The sequence below is a fragment of the Cellulosimicrobium sp. PMB13 genome, from assembly GCF_051294865.1.
Lineage (GTDB): Bacteria > Actinomycetota > Actinomycetes > Actinomycetales > Cellulomonadaceae > Cellulosimicrobium.
Map to the genome: position 1 here is coordinate 4,219,792 of NZ_CP145910.1, position 14,365 is coordinate 4,234,156.

At 74.0% G+C, this 14,365-nt stretch carries 16 protein-coding genes; 7 read left to right on the top strand and 9 right to left on the bottom strand.

Going from position 1 to position 14,365, the window contains the following annotated elements; all coding sequences use genetic code 11:
• Nucleotides 1–90: 90 nt before the first annotated feature.
• The 3 genes from V5D56_RS18790 to V5D56_RS18800 all read right to left on the bottom strand — a co-directional run bounded on the left by V5D56_RS18790 (nucleotide 91) and on the right by V5D56_RS18800 (nucleotide 2,305).
• The gene (locus tag V5D56_RS18790; RefSeq protein WP_435736783.1) at nucleotides 91–741 is read right to left on the bottom strand and encodes an SRPBCC family protein; all 651 of its coding nucleotides are present in this window, start codon (nucleotides 739–741) and stop codon (nucleotides 91–93) included.
• Nucleotides 738–1,109 carry an ArsR/SmtB family transcription factor gene (locus tag V5D56_RS18795; protein WP_435736784.1) on the bottom strand — a complete coding sequence of 124 codons (372 nt, stop codon included), beginning with the start codon at nucleotides 1,107–1,109 and terminating at the stop codon, nucleotides 738–740. Before V5D56_RS18795 ends, V5D56_RS18790 begins: the two co-directional genes overlap by 4 nt.
• Before the next feature lie 140 nt (nucleotides 1,110–1,249).
• On the bottom strand, nucleotides 1,250–2,305 hold the full coding sequence (locus tag V5D56_RS18800; RefSeq protein WP_435736785.1) for a LysR substrate-binding domain-containing protein: 1,056 nt from the start codon (nucleotides 2,303–2,305) through the stop codon (nucleotides 1,250–1,252).
• A gap of 154 nt (nucleotides 2,306–2,459) precedes the next feature.
• On the opposite strand from V5D56_RS18800, the gene V5D56_RS18805 reads away from it, so the two are divergent.
• Nucleotides 2,460–2,840: a DUF5997 family protein gene (locus V5D56_RS18805; RefSeq protein WP_435736786.1), complete on the top strand. Its 381-nt coding sequence runs from the start codon at nucleotides 2,460–2,462 to the stop codon at nucleotides 2,838–2,840.
• Nucleotides 2,841–2,930: 90 nt separating this feature from the next.
• Here the strand turns inward: V5D56_RS18805 and V5D56_RS18810 are convergent, their stop codons facing one another.
• Both V5D56_RS18810 and V5D56_RS18815 read right to left on the bottom strand, forming a co-directional pair.
• The gene (locus tag V5D56_RS18810; RefSeq protein WP_435736787.1) at nucleotides 2,931–3,299 is read right to left on the bottom strand and encodes a SelT/SelW/SelH family protein; all 369 of its coding nucleotides are present in this window, start codon (nucleotides 3,297–3,299) and stop codon (nucleotides 2,931–2,933) included.
• Nucleotides 3,300–3,329: 30 nt separating this feature from the next.
• Nucleotides 3,330–4,727, bottom strand: a complete 1,398-nt coding sequence (locus V5D56_RS18815) for a DUF2252 domain-containing protein (protein ID WP_435736788.1) — start codon at nucleotides 4,725–4,727, stop codon at nucleotides 3,330–3,332.
• Between the two features lie 91 nt (nucleotides 4,728–4,818).
• Between V5D56_RS18815 and V5D56_RS18820 the strand changes: the two genes are divergently transcribed.
• Nucleotides 4,819–6,102, top strand: a complete 1,284-nt coding sequence (locus V5D56_RS18820) for a class I SAM-dependent methyltransferase (RefSeq protein ID WP_435736789.1) — start codon at nucleotides 4,819–4,821, stop codon at nucleotides 6,100–6,102.
• A 67-nt stretch (nucleotides 6,103–6,169) separates the two neighbouring features.
• Here the strand turns inward: V5D56_RS18820 and V5D56_RS18825 are convergent, their stop codons facing one another.
• Nucleotides 6,170–6,592, bottom strand: a complete 423-nt coding sequence (locus V5D56_RS18825; protein ID WP_435736790.1) for an FKBP-type peptidyl-prolyl cis-trans isomerase — start codon at nucleotides 6,590–6,592, stop codon at nucleotides 6,170–6,172.
• A 141-nt stretch (nucleotides 6,593–6,733) separates the two neighbouring features.
• Between V5D56_RS18825 and V5D56_RS18830 the strand changes: the two genes are divergently transcribed.
• Entirely contained in the window at nucleotides 6,734–7,648 is a 915-nt protein-coding gene (locus V5D56_RS18830; protein WP_435736791.1) for an alpha/beta fold hydrolase, read from the top strand.
• Nucleotides 7,641–8,231: a TetR/AcrR family transcriptional regulator gene (locus tag V5D56_RS18835; RefSeq protein WP_435736792.1), complete on the top strand. Its 591-nt coding sequence runs from the start codon at nucleotides 7,641–7,643 to the stop codon at nucleotides 8,229–8,231. Before V5D56_RS18830 ends, V5D56_RS18835 begins: the two co-directional genes overlap by 8 nt.
• Before the next feature lie 103 nt (nucleotides 8,232–8,334).
• Here V5D56_RS18835 and V5D56_RS18840 read toward each other — a convergent pair whose 3' ends face one another.
• Nucleotides 8,335–9,741: a cystathionine beta-synthase gene (locus V5D56_RS18840; protein ID WP_435736793.1), complete on the bottom strand. Its 1,407-nt coding sequence runs from the start codon at nucleotides 9,739–9,741 to the stop codon at nucleotides 8,335–8,337.
• A gap of 177 nt (nucleotides 9,742–9,918) precedes the next feature.
• Between V5D56_RS18840 and V5D56_RS18845 the strand changes: the two genes are divergently transcribed.
• Entirely contained in the window at nucleotides 9,919–10,617 is a 699-nt protein-coding gene (locus V5D56_RS18845) for a DUF5701 family protein (protein WP_435736794.1), read from the top strand.
• Between the two features lie 104 nt (nucleotides 10,618–10,721).
• Here V5D56_RS18845 and V5D56_RS18850 read toward each other — a convergent pair whose 3' ends face one another.
• Entirely contained in the window at nucleotides 10,722–11,189 is a 468-nt protein-coding gene (locus V5D56_RS18850) for a hypothetical protein (protein WP_435736795.1), read from the bottom strand.
• Nucleotides 11,190–11,245: 56 nt separating this feature from the next.
• The gene (locus V5D56_RS18855; RefSeq protein WP_435736796.1) at nucleotides 11,246–12,130 is read right to left on the bottom strand and encodes a Bax inhibitor-1/YccA family protein; all 885 of its coding nucleotides are present in this window, start codon (nucleotides 12,128–12,130) and stop codon (nucleotides 11,246–11,248) included.
• 343 nt (nucleotides 12,131–12,473) lie between these two features.
• Between V5D56_RS18855 and V5D56_RS18860 the strand changes: the two genes are divergently transcribed.
• Nucleotides 12,474–13,457 (top strand): ABC transporter ATP-binding protein, encoded by a 984-nt coding sequence (locus V5D56_RS18860; RefSeq protein WP_435736797.1) that lies wholly within the window; start codon nucleotides 12,474–12,476, stop codon nucleotides 13,455–13,457.
• On the top strand, nucleotides 13,454–14,299 hold the full coding sequence (locus tag V5D56_RS18865) for an ABC transporter permease (protein WP_435736798.1): 846 nt from the start codon (nucleotides 13,454–13,456) through the stop codon (nucleotides 14,297–14,299). Before V5D56_RS18860 ends, V5D56_RS18865 begins: the two co-directional genes overlap by 4 nt.
• Nucleotides 14,300–14,365 lie beyond the last annotated feature (66 nt).

Here is a 14,365-nt window from a genome sequence, read left to right on the forward strand (position 1 = left end):
GAGGGTAGACAGGTGAACAGGAGATGAACATCAGCCCTCGGTCGGACGTCGGACGTGTCGCCGCACGACCGAGGGCGGACCGTCGCGGTGCTACTCCTGCGGGTCGAGCGGCGGCACGTAGAACGCGGTCGTCGCCGCGACGCGCGCCGCGACGGTCTTCTCGTCCAGGCCGTCCGCCGCGGCCAGGGCGGCGCCCCACGACTCGCTGCTCGCGGTGTTGAACGCCCGCACGGCGGGGTCGGTCGCGAGGGTCTCGGGGTCGATCGCGCCCTCGACACCCTCGAGATGGAGGGCGAGGCCGAGGAGGGCGCCGTCCCAGCCGACGCCGACCGCGCCCGGGCCGAACTGGTCCCACATCTCCGGCGGGGTCACGGCGGTGTGCTCGAGCGTGAGCCGCGTCCCGTCGCCGTCGGGCTCGAGGCGGACGTCCACGATCGACGAGTCGTCCGGGCCCGCCGGCCCCATGACCCACGTGAGCTGCAGGTGACGCGGGGCGTCGCACACGCGGATCTCGCCGCCCGCGTTGCCCTCCGTCTGGTAGGTGCCCCCGACGCGCAGGTCGCCGCTCACGGGCAGGAACCAGCGCGAGACGCGCTCGGGGTTCGTCACGGCGTCCCACACGTCGTCGACGGCGGCCCGGTACGACCGCGTGAGGCTGACGACGCGCGCCTCCCCCGCGGGGAGCGTCCCGCTCCCGACGGTGCGTCGCACCGTCTCCAGCTCGGCGATGAGGTCCTTCATCCTGTCCTCCCGGTGGTGTCGGTGTCGTGCTTCTCGTCGACGGCCCGCCGTGCGCGAGCGCCGCGCGCGAGCTCGGTGCCGAGCGCGTCGAGCCGCTGCTCCCAGAACCGCCGGAGCCCGGCGGCCCAGTCCTCGACCTCACCGAGCGGCTCGGGGTCGAGCGCGTAGAGGCGTCGCGTCCCCTCGGCGCGTACTGTCGCGAACCCGCTCGTGCGCAGGATCCGCAGGTGCTGGGAGACGGCCGGCTGGCTGATGGCGAACTCCTGCCCCACGAGCGCGACGACCTCGCCCGCGGACCGCTCACCCTCGGCGAGGTGCTCGAGGATGCGGCGGCGGACAGGGTCGCCCAGGACGTCGAACGCTTCCACCTCTCCACTATGGAAGCGGTTGCTTATATAAGTCAAGCCCTATGCGATCGGATTGCCGAGTGATGCACGCCCGCGCGAACGATGCACTCCTCCGTGCACCTCTCGGACGGGAGTGCGTCGCTCGGCGCCGCGACCAGAGGTCAGCGACCTCGACTGCTCCCGCGCTTCCCGCCGCCCCCCTTGCCCGAGCCGCCCTTTCCTGCGCCCTTGCCCGAGCCGCCCTTCCCGTGACCACCGCCCCTGGTCTGGGCACGCTTTCCGCCGCTCCCCGCGCCGGCCTTCCCGCCGCTCCGCGTACCGGAGCCGGCCTTCCCGCCACTCCGCGCACCCGAGCCGGTCTTCCCGCCGCCCCGGGACGCGCCGCGCGTCCCGCTGTCCCCGGCCGCGTGGTCCGACGACGCGGCGTCGGGCACCGGGGAGCGGCCCCGCGAGCTATTGACGGTCCGGCCGCGGACGATGCCCACCATCTCCTCGACGAGGTCGTCGTCCCGCTCCGCCAGCCAGGCGAGCGCGACGGGAGCCGATGGCGCGCCGTCGAGCCGCCGGTGCACGACGTCCTTGCGGTGGTGCAGCCGCGCGAGCGACTGCGGGACGACGAGGACACCCACCCCGGCCGCCACGAGGACCACGGCGTCGGCCGTCGTGGCGGGGCGCTCGACCGCCACGACCCCGGGCGGCGAGGGGGCGTCGACCGCGGCCCCCGGCTCGCCCGCCCACGGGACGACGTCGTCGAGCGGCCGCTGCAGGACGTCGTCGGCGAGGTCGTCGAGCGCGACCGGCTCGTCGGGGTCGAGCGCTGCGAGCAGGTGGTCGCGCGAGACGACGACGACGGGCGTCTCCTCGTAGAGCGGGATCGCCGCGAGGACGTCCTTGTCGACCGGCGGACGCAGGAGCGCGGCGTCGGCCTCGCCGTCCCGCAGCACGCGCTCGGCGTCGCCCGCCTCGGCCGCGACGAGGTCGAGCGGCACGTCGGGGTGCCGCTCGCGCCACGTGCGCACCCACTTCGCCGGGGTCGCCCCCGGGACGTACGCGAGCCGGAAGCGGGGGCGGCCCTGCGCGGCGGCGTCGTGCTCGCGTTCCGCACCGTCGTCGCCCTCGGGGGCCGCTCCGCCGTCACCCTCGGAAATTGCTTCGCTGTCGCCCTCGGGGAGCGCTCCGCTGTCGTCCGCAGGCGTCACGCCGGTGTCGTCGTCCACCCGACCACCCTAGGTCCGACGGCGACCTGCGACCGGACCGAGCTGGTACCGGGCGCGCGACCTGCCGACGACCAGGCGACCACCCAGGCGACGACGAGACCGGAGCGGGTTCGACCGGGCGGTCCGACCCGCCCGGAGGACATACCCTGGGCGCATGAGCCCGAAGCACTCCGCGCAGTCGATGAAGCCCGCCACGGCGGCCAAGAAGCTCGGGGTGTACCTGCCCGCGACGCCCGAGGAGTTCCGGGCGAGGGAGACCACGCGCGCCGAGCTCGAGGAGCTCGAGAAGAACCCGCCGGAGTGGCTCGCCGACCTGCGCCGCAACGGCCCGCACCCTCGGCCCGTCGTCGCCGGGCGCCTCGGCGTCTCCATCTCGGGTCTGACGCGCGGCGGGCTGACGGAGCCCCTGACCACGGAGCAGATCGACGAGCTGCGCCAGGACCCTCCGGCGTGGCTCGCCCAGGAGCGCGAGATCCTGAAGAAGGTGCGCGCCGAGGAGGAGCGTCTCGCCGCGCAGCAGTCCCGCAAGGCCTGAGCCCGGTCACCACCGCGTCCGGGTCGGCACACCTGTCGGCCAGGTCCGCCCGTCGACGCGGGCGGCGTCGATCGCCGGTCCTCTCGACCGTCAGGCGCTCCCCGCCGCGCGGTCCGTGTGGCCGAGCGACAGGTCCGGGGCCACGGCGTCCCGCACGCGGCGTTTGAGGTCGGGGATCTCCGGGAACCCGCCGTCGGCCTTGCGGTCCCAGAGCAGGACCGGGCCGTCCCCGGCGTCGAGCGTGACCCGGAACACGCCGTCCGTCCCCGGCACGAGGGCGACCTCGCCCAGCCGGGTCCGGAAGGTCTGGAGCAGCTCCTGCGCGACCCACGCGGCACGGAGCAGCCAGCGGCACTGCGTGCAGTACTCGACCGCCACGCGCGCCGTCCCCCGCGGCACGACCATGGAGGGCTCTACGGGCTCGTCGGCAGGCAGGGGCGGGGCGGCGGCGTCCGTCATGGCGCCCAGCCTAGGCACGGGGCCGCGTCGTCACGTGCCGCGCTCGGCGGGCAGCCGGCCGGACGCGACCGCGGTCTCGAGGGCGGCGTAGTCCTTCTCGACGACGTCGGCGTACGCGCGGGACCAGCGCGCCATGGCGTCGTCGAACGCGTCGGAGCGGCCCAGGTAGCCGAGCGCGACACGTGCGCCCGGGGACTGGCTGTGGGCGCGCGCGAGGACGCGACCGCACAGCTCGCCGTACCGCGTGAGCTGGTGCGGGGCGAGACGGTCCAGCTCGACGGACCCCTTCATGTCGCGGAACTGCCGCCAGAAGAAGTCCATGCGTGGCCGCCCGGTGCGCTCGGGCGCCTCGACGGCGACCCAGCCGAGGAACGGGTCCGAGTGCGCCTGGAGGATCCGTTGCGCGGCCACGACACGCCGCCCCTGGGAGTGCACGGCCCCGGCGGCGGCGGCGAGACCGGACGGCAACGCGTCCGGCATCCCGCCGTACCGGGACAGGACGGAGGTCGCCGCCTCCTTGACCTGGAGGATGAGCGGCTCCCCCGACGGTCCCTCGAGCAGGAGGATGTAGCAGCGCGTGCCGACGCTGCCGACGCCCACCACGCGCAGCACGAAGTCGACCAGCTCGAACTGCCCGAGCAGGAGCCGCACGTCGGCGCGCAGCGGGTCGCGATAGGCCTCGAAGAGGGTGGTCAGCTCCTCGACGGTCGCGACGTCGACATGCTGCGTCACGGGGGGCTGGTCGACGATCCGCGGACGGCCGTCCGCGGTGCGGGCGGTGATCTTCTGCACCACCTGCTCCGACGTGCGCCGGCGGGCCTTGCGCACCGTGCGACGCATCTCCTCCCGCCCCTCCTTGAGCAGGAGCGGTTCGATCGTGTCGGTGTCCACCTGGAACGCGAAGCGCTCGAGGGCGCTGCGCGCGAACAGGTCGGAGAGCGCCTCGCGGTAGCCCCGCACCGACTGCCGCGCGGCCTCGCCGCACTGCTCCTCGGACATGCCCTTGTCCCGGCCGCCCACGTACAGGCTCGCGGCGAGCCGCTTGACGTCCCACTCCCACGGCGCGTCGCAGGCCTCGTCGAAGTCGTTGAGGTCGAACACGACCCGCCGCTCGGGGGACGCGAACAGGCCGAAGTTCGACACGTGCGCGTCGCCGCACGCGACGACGTGGACGCCCGACCGGGGGCCGTCGCGCAGGTCGTGCGCCATGGTCGCGGCCGTGCCGCGGTAGAACGCGAACGGCGACTCGAGCATGCGTCCGATGCGGAGCGGCACGAGCTCTTGCAGCCGGTCGCGGTTCTGCTCCTCGAGGATCGCGACGGGGTCACGTTCCGGCAGCACGAGCGTGCCCTGGCTGCGACGCGGGGCGCGGTCACGCAGCGCCTGGCCAGCAGCGCGAGACTCGGCGAGCGTCCTCGGCACGTCCATGGGTCGCCTCCTCCTGAGGACCTGCACGCACGCTAGCGCGGGACGCGCCGCGCCGCGCTGCGTAGGTCGGCAGTGCGCGAGACTGGGCGTCGTGACGACCTCGCCCGTGGACCCTTCCGACCTCGACGACCTGCTCGCCCGGCTCCGCACCGACGACGACGGGCCGCGCCGCGAGGACTCCCCCGTCGCCGTGGACGCCGCGGACCGACTCCTGCTCGACGAGGCGGCCCCGTGGCTCGCGGCGGCGGGTGCGGGCGAGGTCGCCGTCGTCGACGACCGGTTCGGGGCGCTCACGCTCGGCGCCGGTGCCCTGGTCGGGCGGCCGTCCGCAGGGGTGACGGCGGACGAGCCGGGGCGCGCAGCCGGCGTCGTGCGCGTGCACCAGGACGCGTGCACCGCCGAGGCGGCGCTCGTGGCGAACGCGGCGGCGACCGGGCGGCACGGCACCTTCGAGCAGCACGCGCTGGGTCCGGGGCTCCTCGCGGGGGCGCGCGTCGTCCTGCTGCGACTCCCCCGCGGGCTCGCCGCCCTGCGCGAGGTCGCGGAGCACGTCGCACGCGAGGCCGACCCCGGGGTCGTCCTGCTCGCGGGCGGTCGCGTCAAGCACATGACGCCCGCCATGAACGCGGTGCTCGGCGAGTCCTTCGCCGACGTGCGCGCGAGCCTCGCGCGCGGCAAGTCCCGCGTCCTCGTCGCGCGGTCCCCTCGGGCGCCCGACGCCGGGACCCCCTTCACCTACCCCGTCACCGTCGACCTGTCCGACATCGGCCTCGCGGTCGCTGCGTACGGCGCGGCGTTCGCCGGCGCGAGCCTCGACCTCGGCACGCGGTTCCTGCTCGCCCAGCTCGACGAGGCGTTCTCGGGCGGCGCTGCGGCGGGCGGCGCGACGTCCGCGACGTCGGGCGGCGCGGCGGTCAACCGAGCGGGCGAGCCGCGGGACGTCGTCGACCTGGGCTGCGGGACGGGGATCCTTGCGGTCTGGGCCGCGCGGCGCTGGCCGGACGCGCAGGTCGTCGCGGCCGACCGCTCGGACGCGGCGGTGCGGTCGGCCGCGCTCACGGCGCACGCGAACGGCGTGGGCGACCGCGTGCGCGTCGTCCGGGATGACGCGGGCGCCTCCCTCGCGGACGCGAGCGCCGACGTCGTGCTGCTCAACCCGCCGTTCCACGAGGGGGCGGCACTGCGGACGGACGCCGCGCACCGGATGTTCGCGGCGGCGGGCCGCGTGCTGCGGCCGGGCGGCGAGCTGTGGTGCGTCGCGAACTCCCACCTGCGCCACCGGCCGGCGCTCGAGCGCGCGGTCGGCCCGACCGTCCAGGTCGGGCGTGACCGGCGCTTCACCGTCACGCGGTCGCTCCGGAACACCGCGAGATAGCGACGCCCGGCACCGCAGTGCGCCAGACGTCGCCGTCTCGCCCGGTTCGTCGCCCTCTCGCGGAGGCCTACTGGACGTCGACGACGTCCACCACGAACACGAGCGTGTCCGTGCCGCCGATGCCTGCCTGCGGCACGCCGCGCTGGCCGTAGCCGTGCTCCGGCGGGATGGACAGGAGCACGCGCGAGCCGACGTTCTGCCCGACGAGGCCCTTGTCCCAGCCGCCGATGACGGCACCGACGCCGATCGGGAACGCGATGGTGTCACCGCGGTCGTAGGAGTTGTCGAACACCTGGCCGCCCCACGTCTGGCCGAGGTAGTGGACGACGATGTTGCGCCCGGAGGTGACGGCGGGGCCGTCGCCCTCGGAGAGCACGACGACCTGCAGGCCGTCGGGCGCTCCGGTCTCCGGGAAGGTCAGGGTCGGCTTGTCGCCGAAGGAACCCGAGGCGGAGGGCAGAGCGGTCTGCTCGGCGGGCTGGTCGGTCACGAGGATGCCTCTCGTCGGTGAGCTGGGGTGTGCCGCGTGCACGCGGCCCGTCCACCTTACGCGGCGCTGTCGTGGGGCGGCTCGGGAAGCCGGCGGAACAGGCCCTTGCCAACCGTGGCTAACGGTATTAGCCTGAAGGCTATGACACTGCGCCCCGCATCACCGGTCGTCCGCCACCTGCCGCGACCCGCCGGACAGCTCGCCTACACCGACGAGGGCGCCGGCCCGCTCGTCGTCGCGGTCCCCGGCATGGGCGACCTGCGCGCCACGTACGACGACGTCGTGCCCGCCCTCGTCGCGGCAGGCCATCGCGTCGTCGTCATGGACCTGCGCGGGCACGGCGACAGCGACACGACCTTCGCGACGCACGGTGACGAGGCGACCGCGTCGGACTACGTCGCGCTCGTCGAGCACCTCGACGCCGGGCCTGCCGTCCTCCTGGGCAGCTCGATGGCGGCCTCGGCCGCCGTGATCGCCGCCGCGGAGCGGCCGGACCTGGTGCGCGGGCTCGTGCTCCTCGACGGGTTCCTGCGCGAGCCGGCTGGGCCCGCGAAGCAGCGTGCGATGCGCCTCCTGTACCGCGCGCTGTTCGCGCGACCGTGGGGCGCCGCGGTCTGGGCCTCCTTCTACGGGACGCTCGTCAAGGGCCGTCGTCCCGCACGGCTCGCCGCGCACCAGGCCGCGATCCGCGCGAACCTCTCCGAGCCGGGCCGGCTCCGCTCGTTCCGGCACCTGACCCTGCAGCTCGACCACTCGGTCGTGGAGCCGCACGTCGCCCGCGTCCAGGCGCCCACGCTCGCGATCTTCGGCGCGCTCGACCCCGACTACACCGACCCGGCGGCCGAGGCCGCGTGGGCGGAGGAGTCCCTGGGGGCGACGACGCTCGTCCTGCCCGACGTCGGCCACTACCCCCAGCTCCAGGCGCCCGAGGACGTCGTGGCGGCCGTCCTCCCGTTCCTCGCCGGGCTGCCCGGCACGGCGGCCGTGCGCGCGGCCGGCCAGGAGGATGAGCGCACTGCCGGCGCGCGGGAAGCGCGGAGCGGCGACCGTGGCTAGGGCCGGGCTGTCGCGCGACGCGGTGGTCCGGATCGCGCTCGACCTCGTCGACGGCGGCGGCACGACCGGGTTCGCCGACCTCTCGCTCGCGAAGGTCGCGGCGCAGGCCGGCGTCGCGACGCCCAGCCTGTACAAGCACGTCGCGTCGCTGGCCGAGCTGCGGCGCGAGGTCTCGGTCGTGTGCGTCGAGGACCTCACCCGGGCGATGACCGACGCGACGGTCGGGCTCTCCGGTGCCGACGCCGTCGTCGCGCTGGCCCACGCGATCCGCGACGTCGCACGCGCCCGCCCGGGCCGGTACGCGGCGTCACAGGTCGCGCCCGACCCCGACGACCCCTCCGCCGCACCGCTCGCCGAGGCGGCGGCCCGGAGCGTGCAGGTCGTCGCCGCCGTGCTGCGCGGCTTCGACCTGCCGCCCGACCGCACGATCGACGCGATCCGCTCGCTGCGTGCGAGCGTGCACGGCTTCGTCCACCTCGAGCTCGGCGGGGGCTACCGCCTCCCGGACGACCTCGACGCGAGCTTCACCACCCACGTCGCGATGATCCTCACCGGCCTCGAGCACCTGCGCGGTCGTCCCTGACCCCTCTGGGCAACCGTCGAGCACGGGGTTCGCCACCGATTCCCTGCGGATCCGGTGGCAGACCCCGTGCTCGAGGGTGGACAGCCCCGTGGTCGACGGTGCGTCAGGTCGCGAGGAAGCCCAGGAGGTCGTGGCGCGTGAGCACGCCCGCGGGGTCGCCGTCCTCGACGACGAGCAGCGCGTCGGCGTCGTGCAGGGCCTCGCGGATCGCCTCGACGCCCTCGCCCGCCCCGATGAGCGGGAACCGCGGCTCCATGTGCTTGTCCACGCGGTCGGCGAGCGACGCACGCCCCGAGAAGACGGCGTCGAGCAGCTCGCGCTCGCTCACCGACCCCGCGACCTCGCCGATCTTCACGGGCGGCTCCGCACCCACGACCGGCATCTGCGAGACGCCGTACTCGCGCAGGATCTCGATCGCGTCGCGCACCGTCTCGTTGGGGTGGGTGTGCACGAGGTCGGGCAGGCGCCCGTCCTTCGCCCGCAGCACGTCGCCCGCCGTGACGCCCTCTTCCGCAGGCAGGAACCCGTACGACCGCATCCACGCGTCGTTGAAGATCTTCGACATGTAGCCGCGGCCGCTGTCGGGCAGCAGCACGACGATCACCGCACGCGCCGCGGCCTCGGGGTCCTCGTCCTGGAGCCTGCGCGCGAGCCGCAGCGTCGCCTCGACCGCCATGCCGCACGAGCCCCCGACGAGCAGCCCCTCCTCGCGCGCGAGCCGTCGGGTCATGGCGAAGGAGTCGGCGTCGCTCACGGCGATGACCTCGTCGGGCACCGCGGGGTCGTACGCGTCGGGCCAGAAGTCCTCGCCCACGCCCTCGACGAGGTACGGCCGTCCGTCGCCGCCCGAGTACACCGAGCCGGCCGGGTCCGCGCCGACGACGCGCACCCGCCCGCCGTCGGACTCCGCGCGGTCGGCCGAGGCTTCGTGGAGGAACCGTCCGGTCCCGGTGATCGTCCCGCCCGTGCCGACACCGGTGACGAAGTGCGTGACCCTGCCGTCGGTGTCCGACCAGATCTCGGGCCCGGTCGACTCGTAGTGCGACAGCGGCCCGTTCTGGTTGGCGTACTGGTTGGGCTTCCACCCGCCCGGGATCTCCTGCACCAGCCTGTCGGAGACGGAGTAGTAGGAGTCGGGGTGGTCCGGCGCCACGGCCGTGGGCGTCACGACGACGCGCGCCCCGTACGCGCGCAGGACGTCGCGCTTGTCCTGGCTCACCTTGTCGGGGCACACGAAGACGCACTCATAGCCCTTGCGCTGGGCGACGAGCGCGAGCCCGACCCCGGTGTTGCCGGACGTCGGCTCGACGATCGTGCCGCCCGGCCTCAGCTCTCCCGACGCCTCGGCGGCCTCGACCATCTTCAGGGCGATCCGGTCCTTCACGGAGCCGCCGGGGTTCACGTACTCGACCTTGGCGAGGATCGTCGCCGACAGCCCTTCCGTGACGCGGGTCAGCCTGACGAGCGGGGTGCCGCCGACGAGCTCGGAGATGTGCTCTGCGTATCTCATCCCCTGATCATCGCCGATCCCGGGACGTGGCACCGACCGCGAGGCGAGCCCTGCCGTCGGAGTGCCGGTACGGCGGGCCGGTACCGCGGTCGTCGTGAAGATCGCCTTCACCCCCGGGAATTTCCGTACGGTGTAGAACGTTGGTCCGTCTGCCTGCCCACGATCGAGAGGTGCTCCGTGACCGCGACCGCTCCCTCCACCGCTCCTGCGACCACCGCCGTCCCGTCCCTGCCGTCGCTCGCCGACCAGGCCGAGCGGCTCGTCGCGCTCGGCGTGCCCGCGCTCGCCGGGCTCACGGACGACTCCGTGCGCGTCGCGGCCGCCGAGCTCGCGGCGACGACGCCGTCCGGCTCCCTGCTCGTCGTCGACCCTTCGCTCGCACCGCCGTCGGTGCTGGCTCCGTTGCTCCGGCTGCCGGTCCGCGGCGGCGAGAAGGAGGGTTTCGTCGTCGTCGACATGGCCGACGTCGACCGGTTCGCCCCGATCGACGGGCTCGACACCCCCGGTGGTGCGGTGTACGCCGTGACCGCCGTCGAGCGCGGTGACGAGATGGCGAACTGGTCGCCCGACGAGGCGCTGCCGGAGATCACAGGCCGCGGTCGCTCGCCCCTCCTGCTCGCCGAGGGGATCCACTGGGCGCTCCAGGTGCCGGGCGTCGTCGCGCGCAACCACTGCTACATGACGGTCGGCTCCCGCCTGCGAAAGCCCGGCGGGACGCTCGACACCCGGACGCCCGCGATCTGGATCTCGAACGGCACGGGCCGCGACGGCCGCGAGCGCCGCGGCGCCCCGAAGGTCGGCTGGTGCTGGGCGGGCAACCGCCACACGTGGCTCGGCTTCGCCTCCGCGGCCTCGCGTCACGGTCTCCCCACCTGACTCACCGCCCGCCTGGGGTCGTGGGCATGAGACGGGCCCGGTTCTCGGCGAAGAACCGGGCCCATCTCAAGCCCACAACCCAGGCGGGGTCAGCCCAGGCGGGGTCAGCCGAGGAGGCCCAGCAGGGCGACGAGCACGACCACGACACCGAGCACCACGACGAGGAGCGGGCGGTCCGACGCCTCGCGCGCCGTGAGCCGGCCGAGCCCCGCACCGACCGCCGCGGTGATCCCCACCACGACGGCGGCACCGGCGATGAGCGCTCCCCCGCCGCTCGCGCCGGCGCCGGAGAGCTGGTTCGCGAGGCCACCGGCGAGGAGCGACCCCCACAGGGCGCCCGCGACGAGCCCGAGGGCGGCGAAGACGAGCGCGGCCCGCCCGTCGGTCGCGTCCTTCGTGACCCGCGAGCCGAGCCACGCGACGGCCGCACCGGCGGTCGGGACGCTGAGCAGGATGAGGAGCGCGGCGAACGCCAGCCATGCGGGCGGCGCACCGGACAGCACCATGTAGAGCACCTGGACGCCGAGCATCGCCGCCGCGGCGACGACGAGCCCGGCCGCAAAGACCGGCACCCGCGGCGGAAGGGTCTCCGCCGCGGGTGCCGGTCCACGTGAGTCTCGCGCCACCGTCAGTCGCTGCTCTGCAGGATGGCGAAGAGGCGCAGGAACTCGAGGTAGAGCCAGATCAGCGTCACGAGCAGACCGAACGCCGCCGACCACGCGAACTTGGCCGGCACGCCGCCCTCGACGCCGCGCTTGATCGAGTCGAAGTCGACGATGAGCGACGCGGCCGCGAGTCCCACGGCGACGAGGCTGATGACGATGCCGAGCGTGCCGCCGCGCAGGCCCCAGCCGTCGAGCGCACCGAACATCAGCAGGACGACGTTGACGAGCGAGAACGCGAGGTAGCCCACCATCGCGATGATGAGCCAGCGCGTGAACTTCGGCGTGACCCGGACCTTGCCCGAGCGGAACAGGAGGAGCGCCGCGGCGAAGGTCGCGACCGTCGCGACGACGGCCGACGGCACGACGCCGTCGTAGAAGCTCTCGTAGTACGCGCTGATGCCACCGAGGAACACGCCCTGGGCGACGGTGTACAGCGTGATGAGCAGCGGGCTCGGGTTGCGCTTGAACGCGTTGACGAGACCGAGCACGAGGCCGGCGATCGCGCCGACCGGCCAGATGTTCGGGGCGAGCAGCCAGGTCGCCGCACCCACGATCACGAGCAGCGCCAGCAGGCCGCCCGTCTTCATGATGACGTCGTCGTACGTGAGGCGCTTGGTGTCCGCGGTCGTGGCGGCCGGCGCGTCGTACATCTGGTTCAGCGTGGCCGCGTCGGCGGCCTGGGCGCCGTACTGCCCCCACTGGCCCGCCTGGGGCGGCGTGCCGTAGGCGGGGTTCTGGCCCTGCGCCGGCGGCGTGCCGTACGCGGGCCCCGCCTGGGTGGCGGCCCCTCCGCGCTGGTTCTTCGGATCACCGAAGACCGCGCTGTTGTTGAAGACGGGGTTGCTCATGAGCTCCTCCTGGTCGCGGCGTCCACTCTTGCAGCGGGCCTCGTCATCGGCGTTCCTGCCTCGAGTCGGGTGTCGCTGGCCTGACGTTCATCCTACGGAACGTGCGAGTCCCGGTCACTGTTCCCGCGGACCATCCCGTCGCGGGACCGCTGCCCCGCGAGGACCACGGACCCTGATCGGCGTACCCCGCACGGAGTACGCCGCACGACCCACCGGGCGCCGAACATACGCCGCAAGGTGGCTGCCCGGCGTCGGGCACCGGACCTAGGCTCGACGACGACCCCACGACACATCACCCGAGCGGGCCGAGGAGGCCCGCGCAGCACCCTGGAAGGGGCGAGCCATGATCGAAGCACGCGGCCTGACCAAGCGGTACGGGCCCAAGACGGCGGTGGACGGCATCTCGTTCACCGTCCGCCCCGGGACCGTCACCGGTTTCCTCGGTCCGAACGGCGCCGGCAAGTCCACGACCATGCGCATGATCATGGGCCTGGACCGCCCCACCGCCGGGACCGTCACCGTCAACGGACGCCCGTACGCGCAGCACCGCTCTCCCCTCACCGAGGTGGGCGCGCTGCTCGACGCGAAGGCCGTCCACACCGGACGGTCCGCCTACAACCACCTCCGCGCGATGGCCGCGACGCACGGCATCCCGACGAAGCGCGTCGACGAGGTCATCGAGATGACCGGCCTCCAGTCGGTCGCGAAGAAGCGCGTCGGCGGCTTCTCGCTCGGCATGGGGCAGCGCCTCGGCATCGCCTCGGCGCTGCTCGGTGACCCGAAGACGCTCATCCTCGACGAGCCCGTCAACGGCCTCGACCCCGAGGGCGTGCTGTGGGTCCGCAACCTCGCGAAGTACCTCGCGTCAGAGGGACGCACGGTCTTCCTCTCGAGCCACCTCATGAGCGAGGTCGCCGTCACGGCGGACCACATCGTCGTCATCGGCAAGGGCCGCATCATCGCGGACGCTCCCGTGGGCGACATCGTCAACGGCTCCCAGCAGCGCACCGTGCGCGTCCGCACCCCGCACGCGACGCAGCTCGCGGAGCTCCTCACGCGCGACGGCTCGACCGTCACGAGCGACGAGCCCAGCCTGCTCGTCGTCTCCGGCGCGGACGCCGCGGGCATCGGCGAGCTCGCCGCCGCGCAGGGCTTCGTGCTGCACGAGCTCACGCCCGTCGCGTCCACGCTCGAGGACGCCTACATGGCACTCACCGCCGACTCCGTCGAGTACCAGACCGAGTCCGCGCAGATCCACGTCGGGCACGGCGCCGCGGGTGCCACGCCGGACGCGCCCGTCCAGACCCCCGAAGGAGCGCACCGATGACCGCCACCGCAGTCTCCACGAGCCCGACGGCGACCCGCGCCACGCCCTACCGCCTCACCTTCGGCCACGTGCTGCGCTCGGAGTGGATCAAGTTCCGCTCGCTGCGCTCCACCTGGTGGACGATCGGCACGACGATCGTCGTGATGGTGCTGTTCAGCCTCTCCATGGCCGCGTCGTTCAACTTCTCCGCCGAGAACCCCGAGATGGCCGCCGAGATGGGGAACATCTCGACCGTCCAGGCGATCGTCCTCGGCTTCATCTTCGCCCAGCTCGCCGTGGCCGTCCTGGGTGCCCTCGTCGTGACGGGCGAGTACTCGACGGGGATGATCCGCTCGACGCTCGCCGCCGTCCCGACCCGGCTGCCGGCCCTGTGGGCCAAGGCCGGGATCATCGGCGTCGTGACGTTCGTCGTCGCCCTCGTCGGCATCGCGCTCTCCTACCTCGCGACCGCGCCGATGCTCTCCGGCAACGACCTCGTCCCCGACCTGGGCGACTCCGTCGTCCAGCGGGTTATCCTCGCGTGCGCCGGCTACCTCGCGCTCGTCGCGCTCCTCGCGGTCGGCGTCGGGACGATCATGCGCCACTCGGCCGGGAGCATCTTCACGCTCGTCGCGTTCCTCTTCGTGCTGCCCCTCGTCGCGAGCTTCCTGTCACAGGACTGGGTCCAGGACGTCGCGAAGTTCCTGCCGATGAACCTCGCGACCGCCATGATGGCCGTGACCGAGGCGGACGCCGGAGGCGTCGAGATCCTCACCCCCGGCGCGGCGAGCCTCGCGATGGCCGCCTGGGCCGTCGTCTCGCTCGCTGTCGCGGCGTTCGTGCTCAAGCGTCGGGACGCGTGAGCACCCCGCACACCACCCCGCCGACGCCGGACGAGCCCACCGCTCGTCCGGCGTCGGCCGCTGCGC

Bases quoted from the DNA above. Each gene is read 5' to 3' on its own strand.
- V5D56_RS18855 (WP_435736796.1), bottom strand. From the start codon at position 12,130: ATGAGCAACCCCGTCTTCAACAACAGCGCGGTCTTCGGTGATCCGAAG.
- V5D56_RS18860 (WP_435736797.1), top strand. From the start codon at position 12,474: ATGATCGAAGCACGCGGCCTGACCAAGCGGTACGGGCCCAAGACGGCG.
- V5D56_RS18840 (WP_435736793.1), bottom strand. From the start codon at position 9,741: ATGAGATACGCAGAGCACATCTCCGAGCTCGTCGGCGGCACCCCGCTC.
- V5D56_RS18815 (WP_435736788.1), bottom strand. From the start codon at position 4,727: ATGGACGTGCCGAGGACGCTCGCCGAGTCTCGCGCTGCTGGCCAGGCG.
- V5D56_RS18805 (WP_435736786.1), top strand. From the start codon at position 2,460: ATGAGCCCGAAGCACTCCGCGCAGTCGATGAAGCCCGCCACGGCGGCC.
- V5D56_RS18790 (WP_435736783.1), bottom strand. From the start codon at position 741: ATGAAGGACCTCATCGCCGAGCTGGAGACGGTGCGACGCACCGTCGGG.
- V5D56_RS18865 (WP_435736798.1), top strand. From the start codon at position 13,454: ATGACCGCCACCGCAGTCTCCACGAGCCCGACGGCGACCCGCGCCACG.
- V5D56_RS18810 (WP_435736787.1), bottom strand. From the start codon at position 3,299: ATGACGGACGCCGCCGCCCCGCCCCTGCCTGCCGACGAGCCCGTAGAG.
- V5D56_RS18830 (WP_435736791.1), top strand. From the start codon at position 6,734: ATGACACTGCGCCCCGCATCACCGGTCGTCCGCCACCTGCCGCGACCC.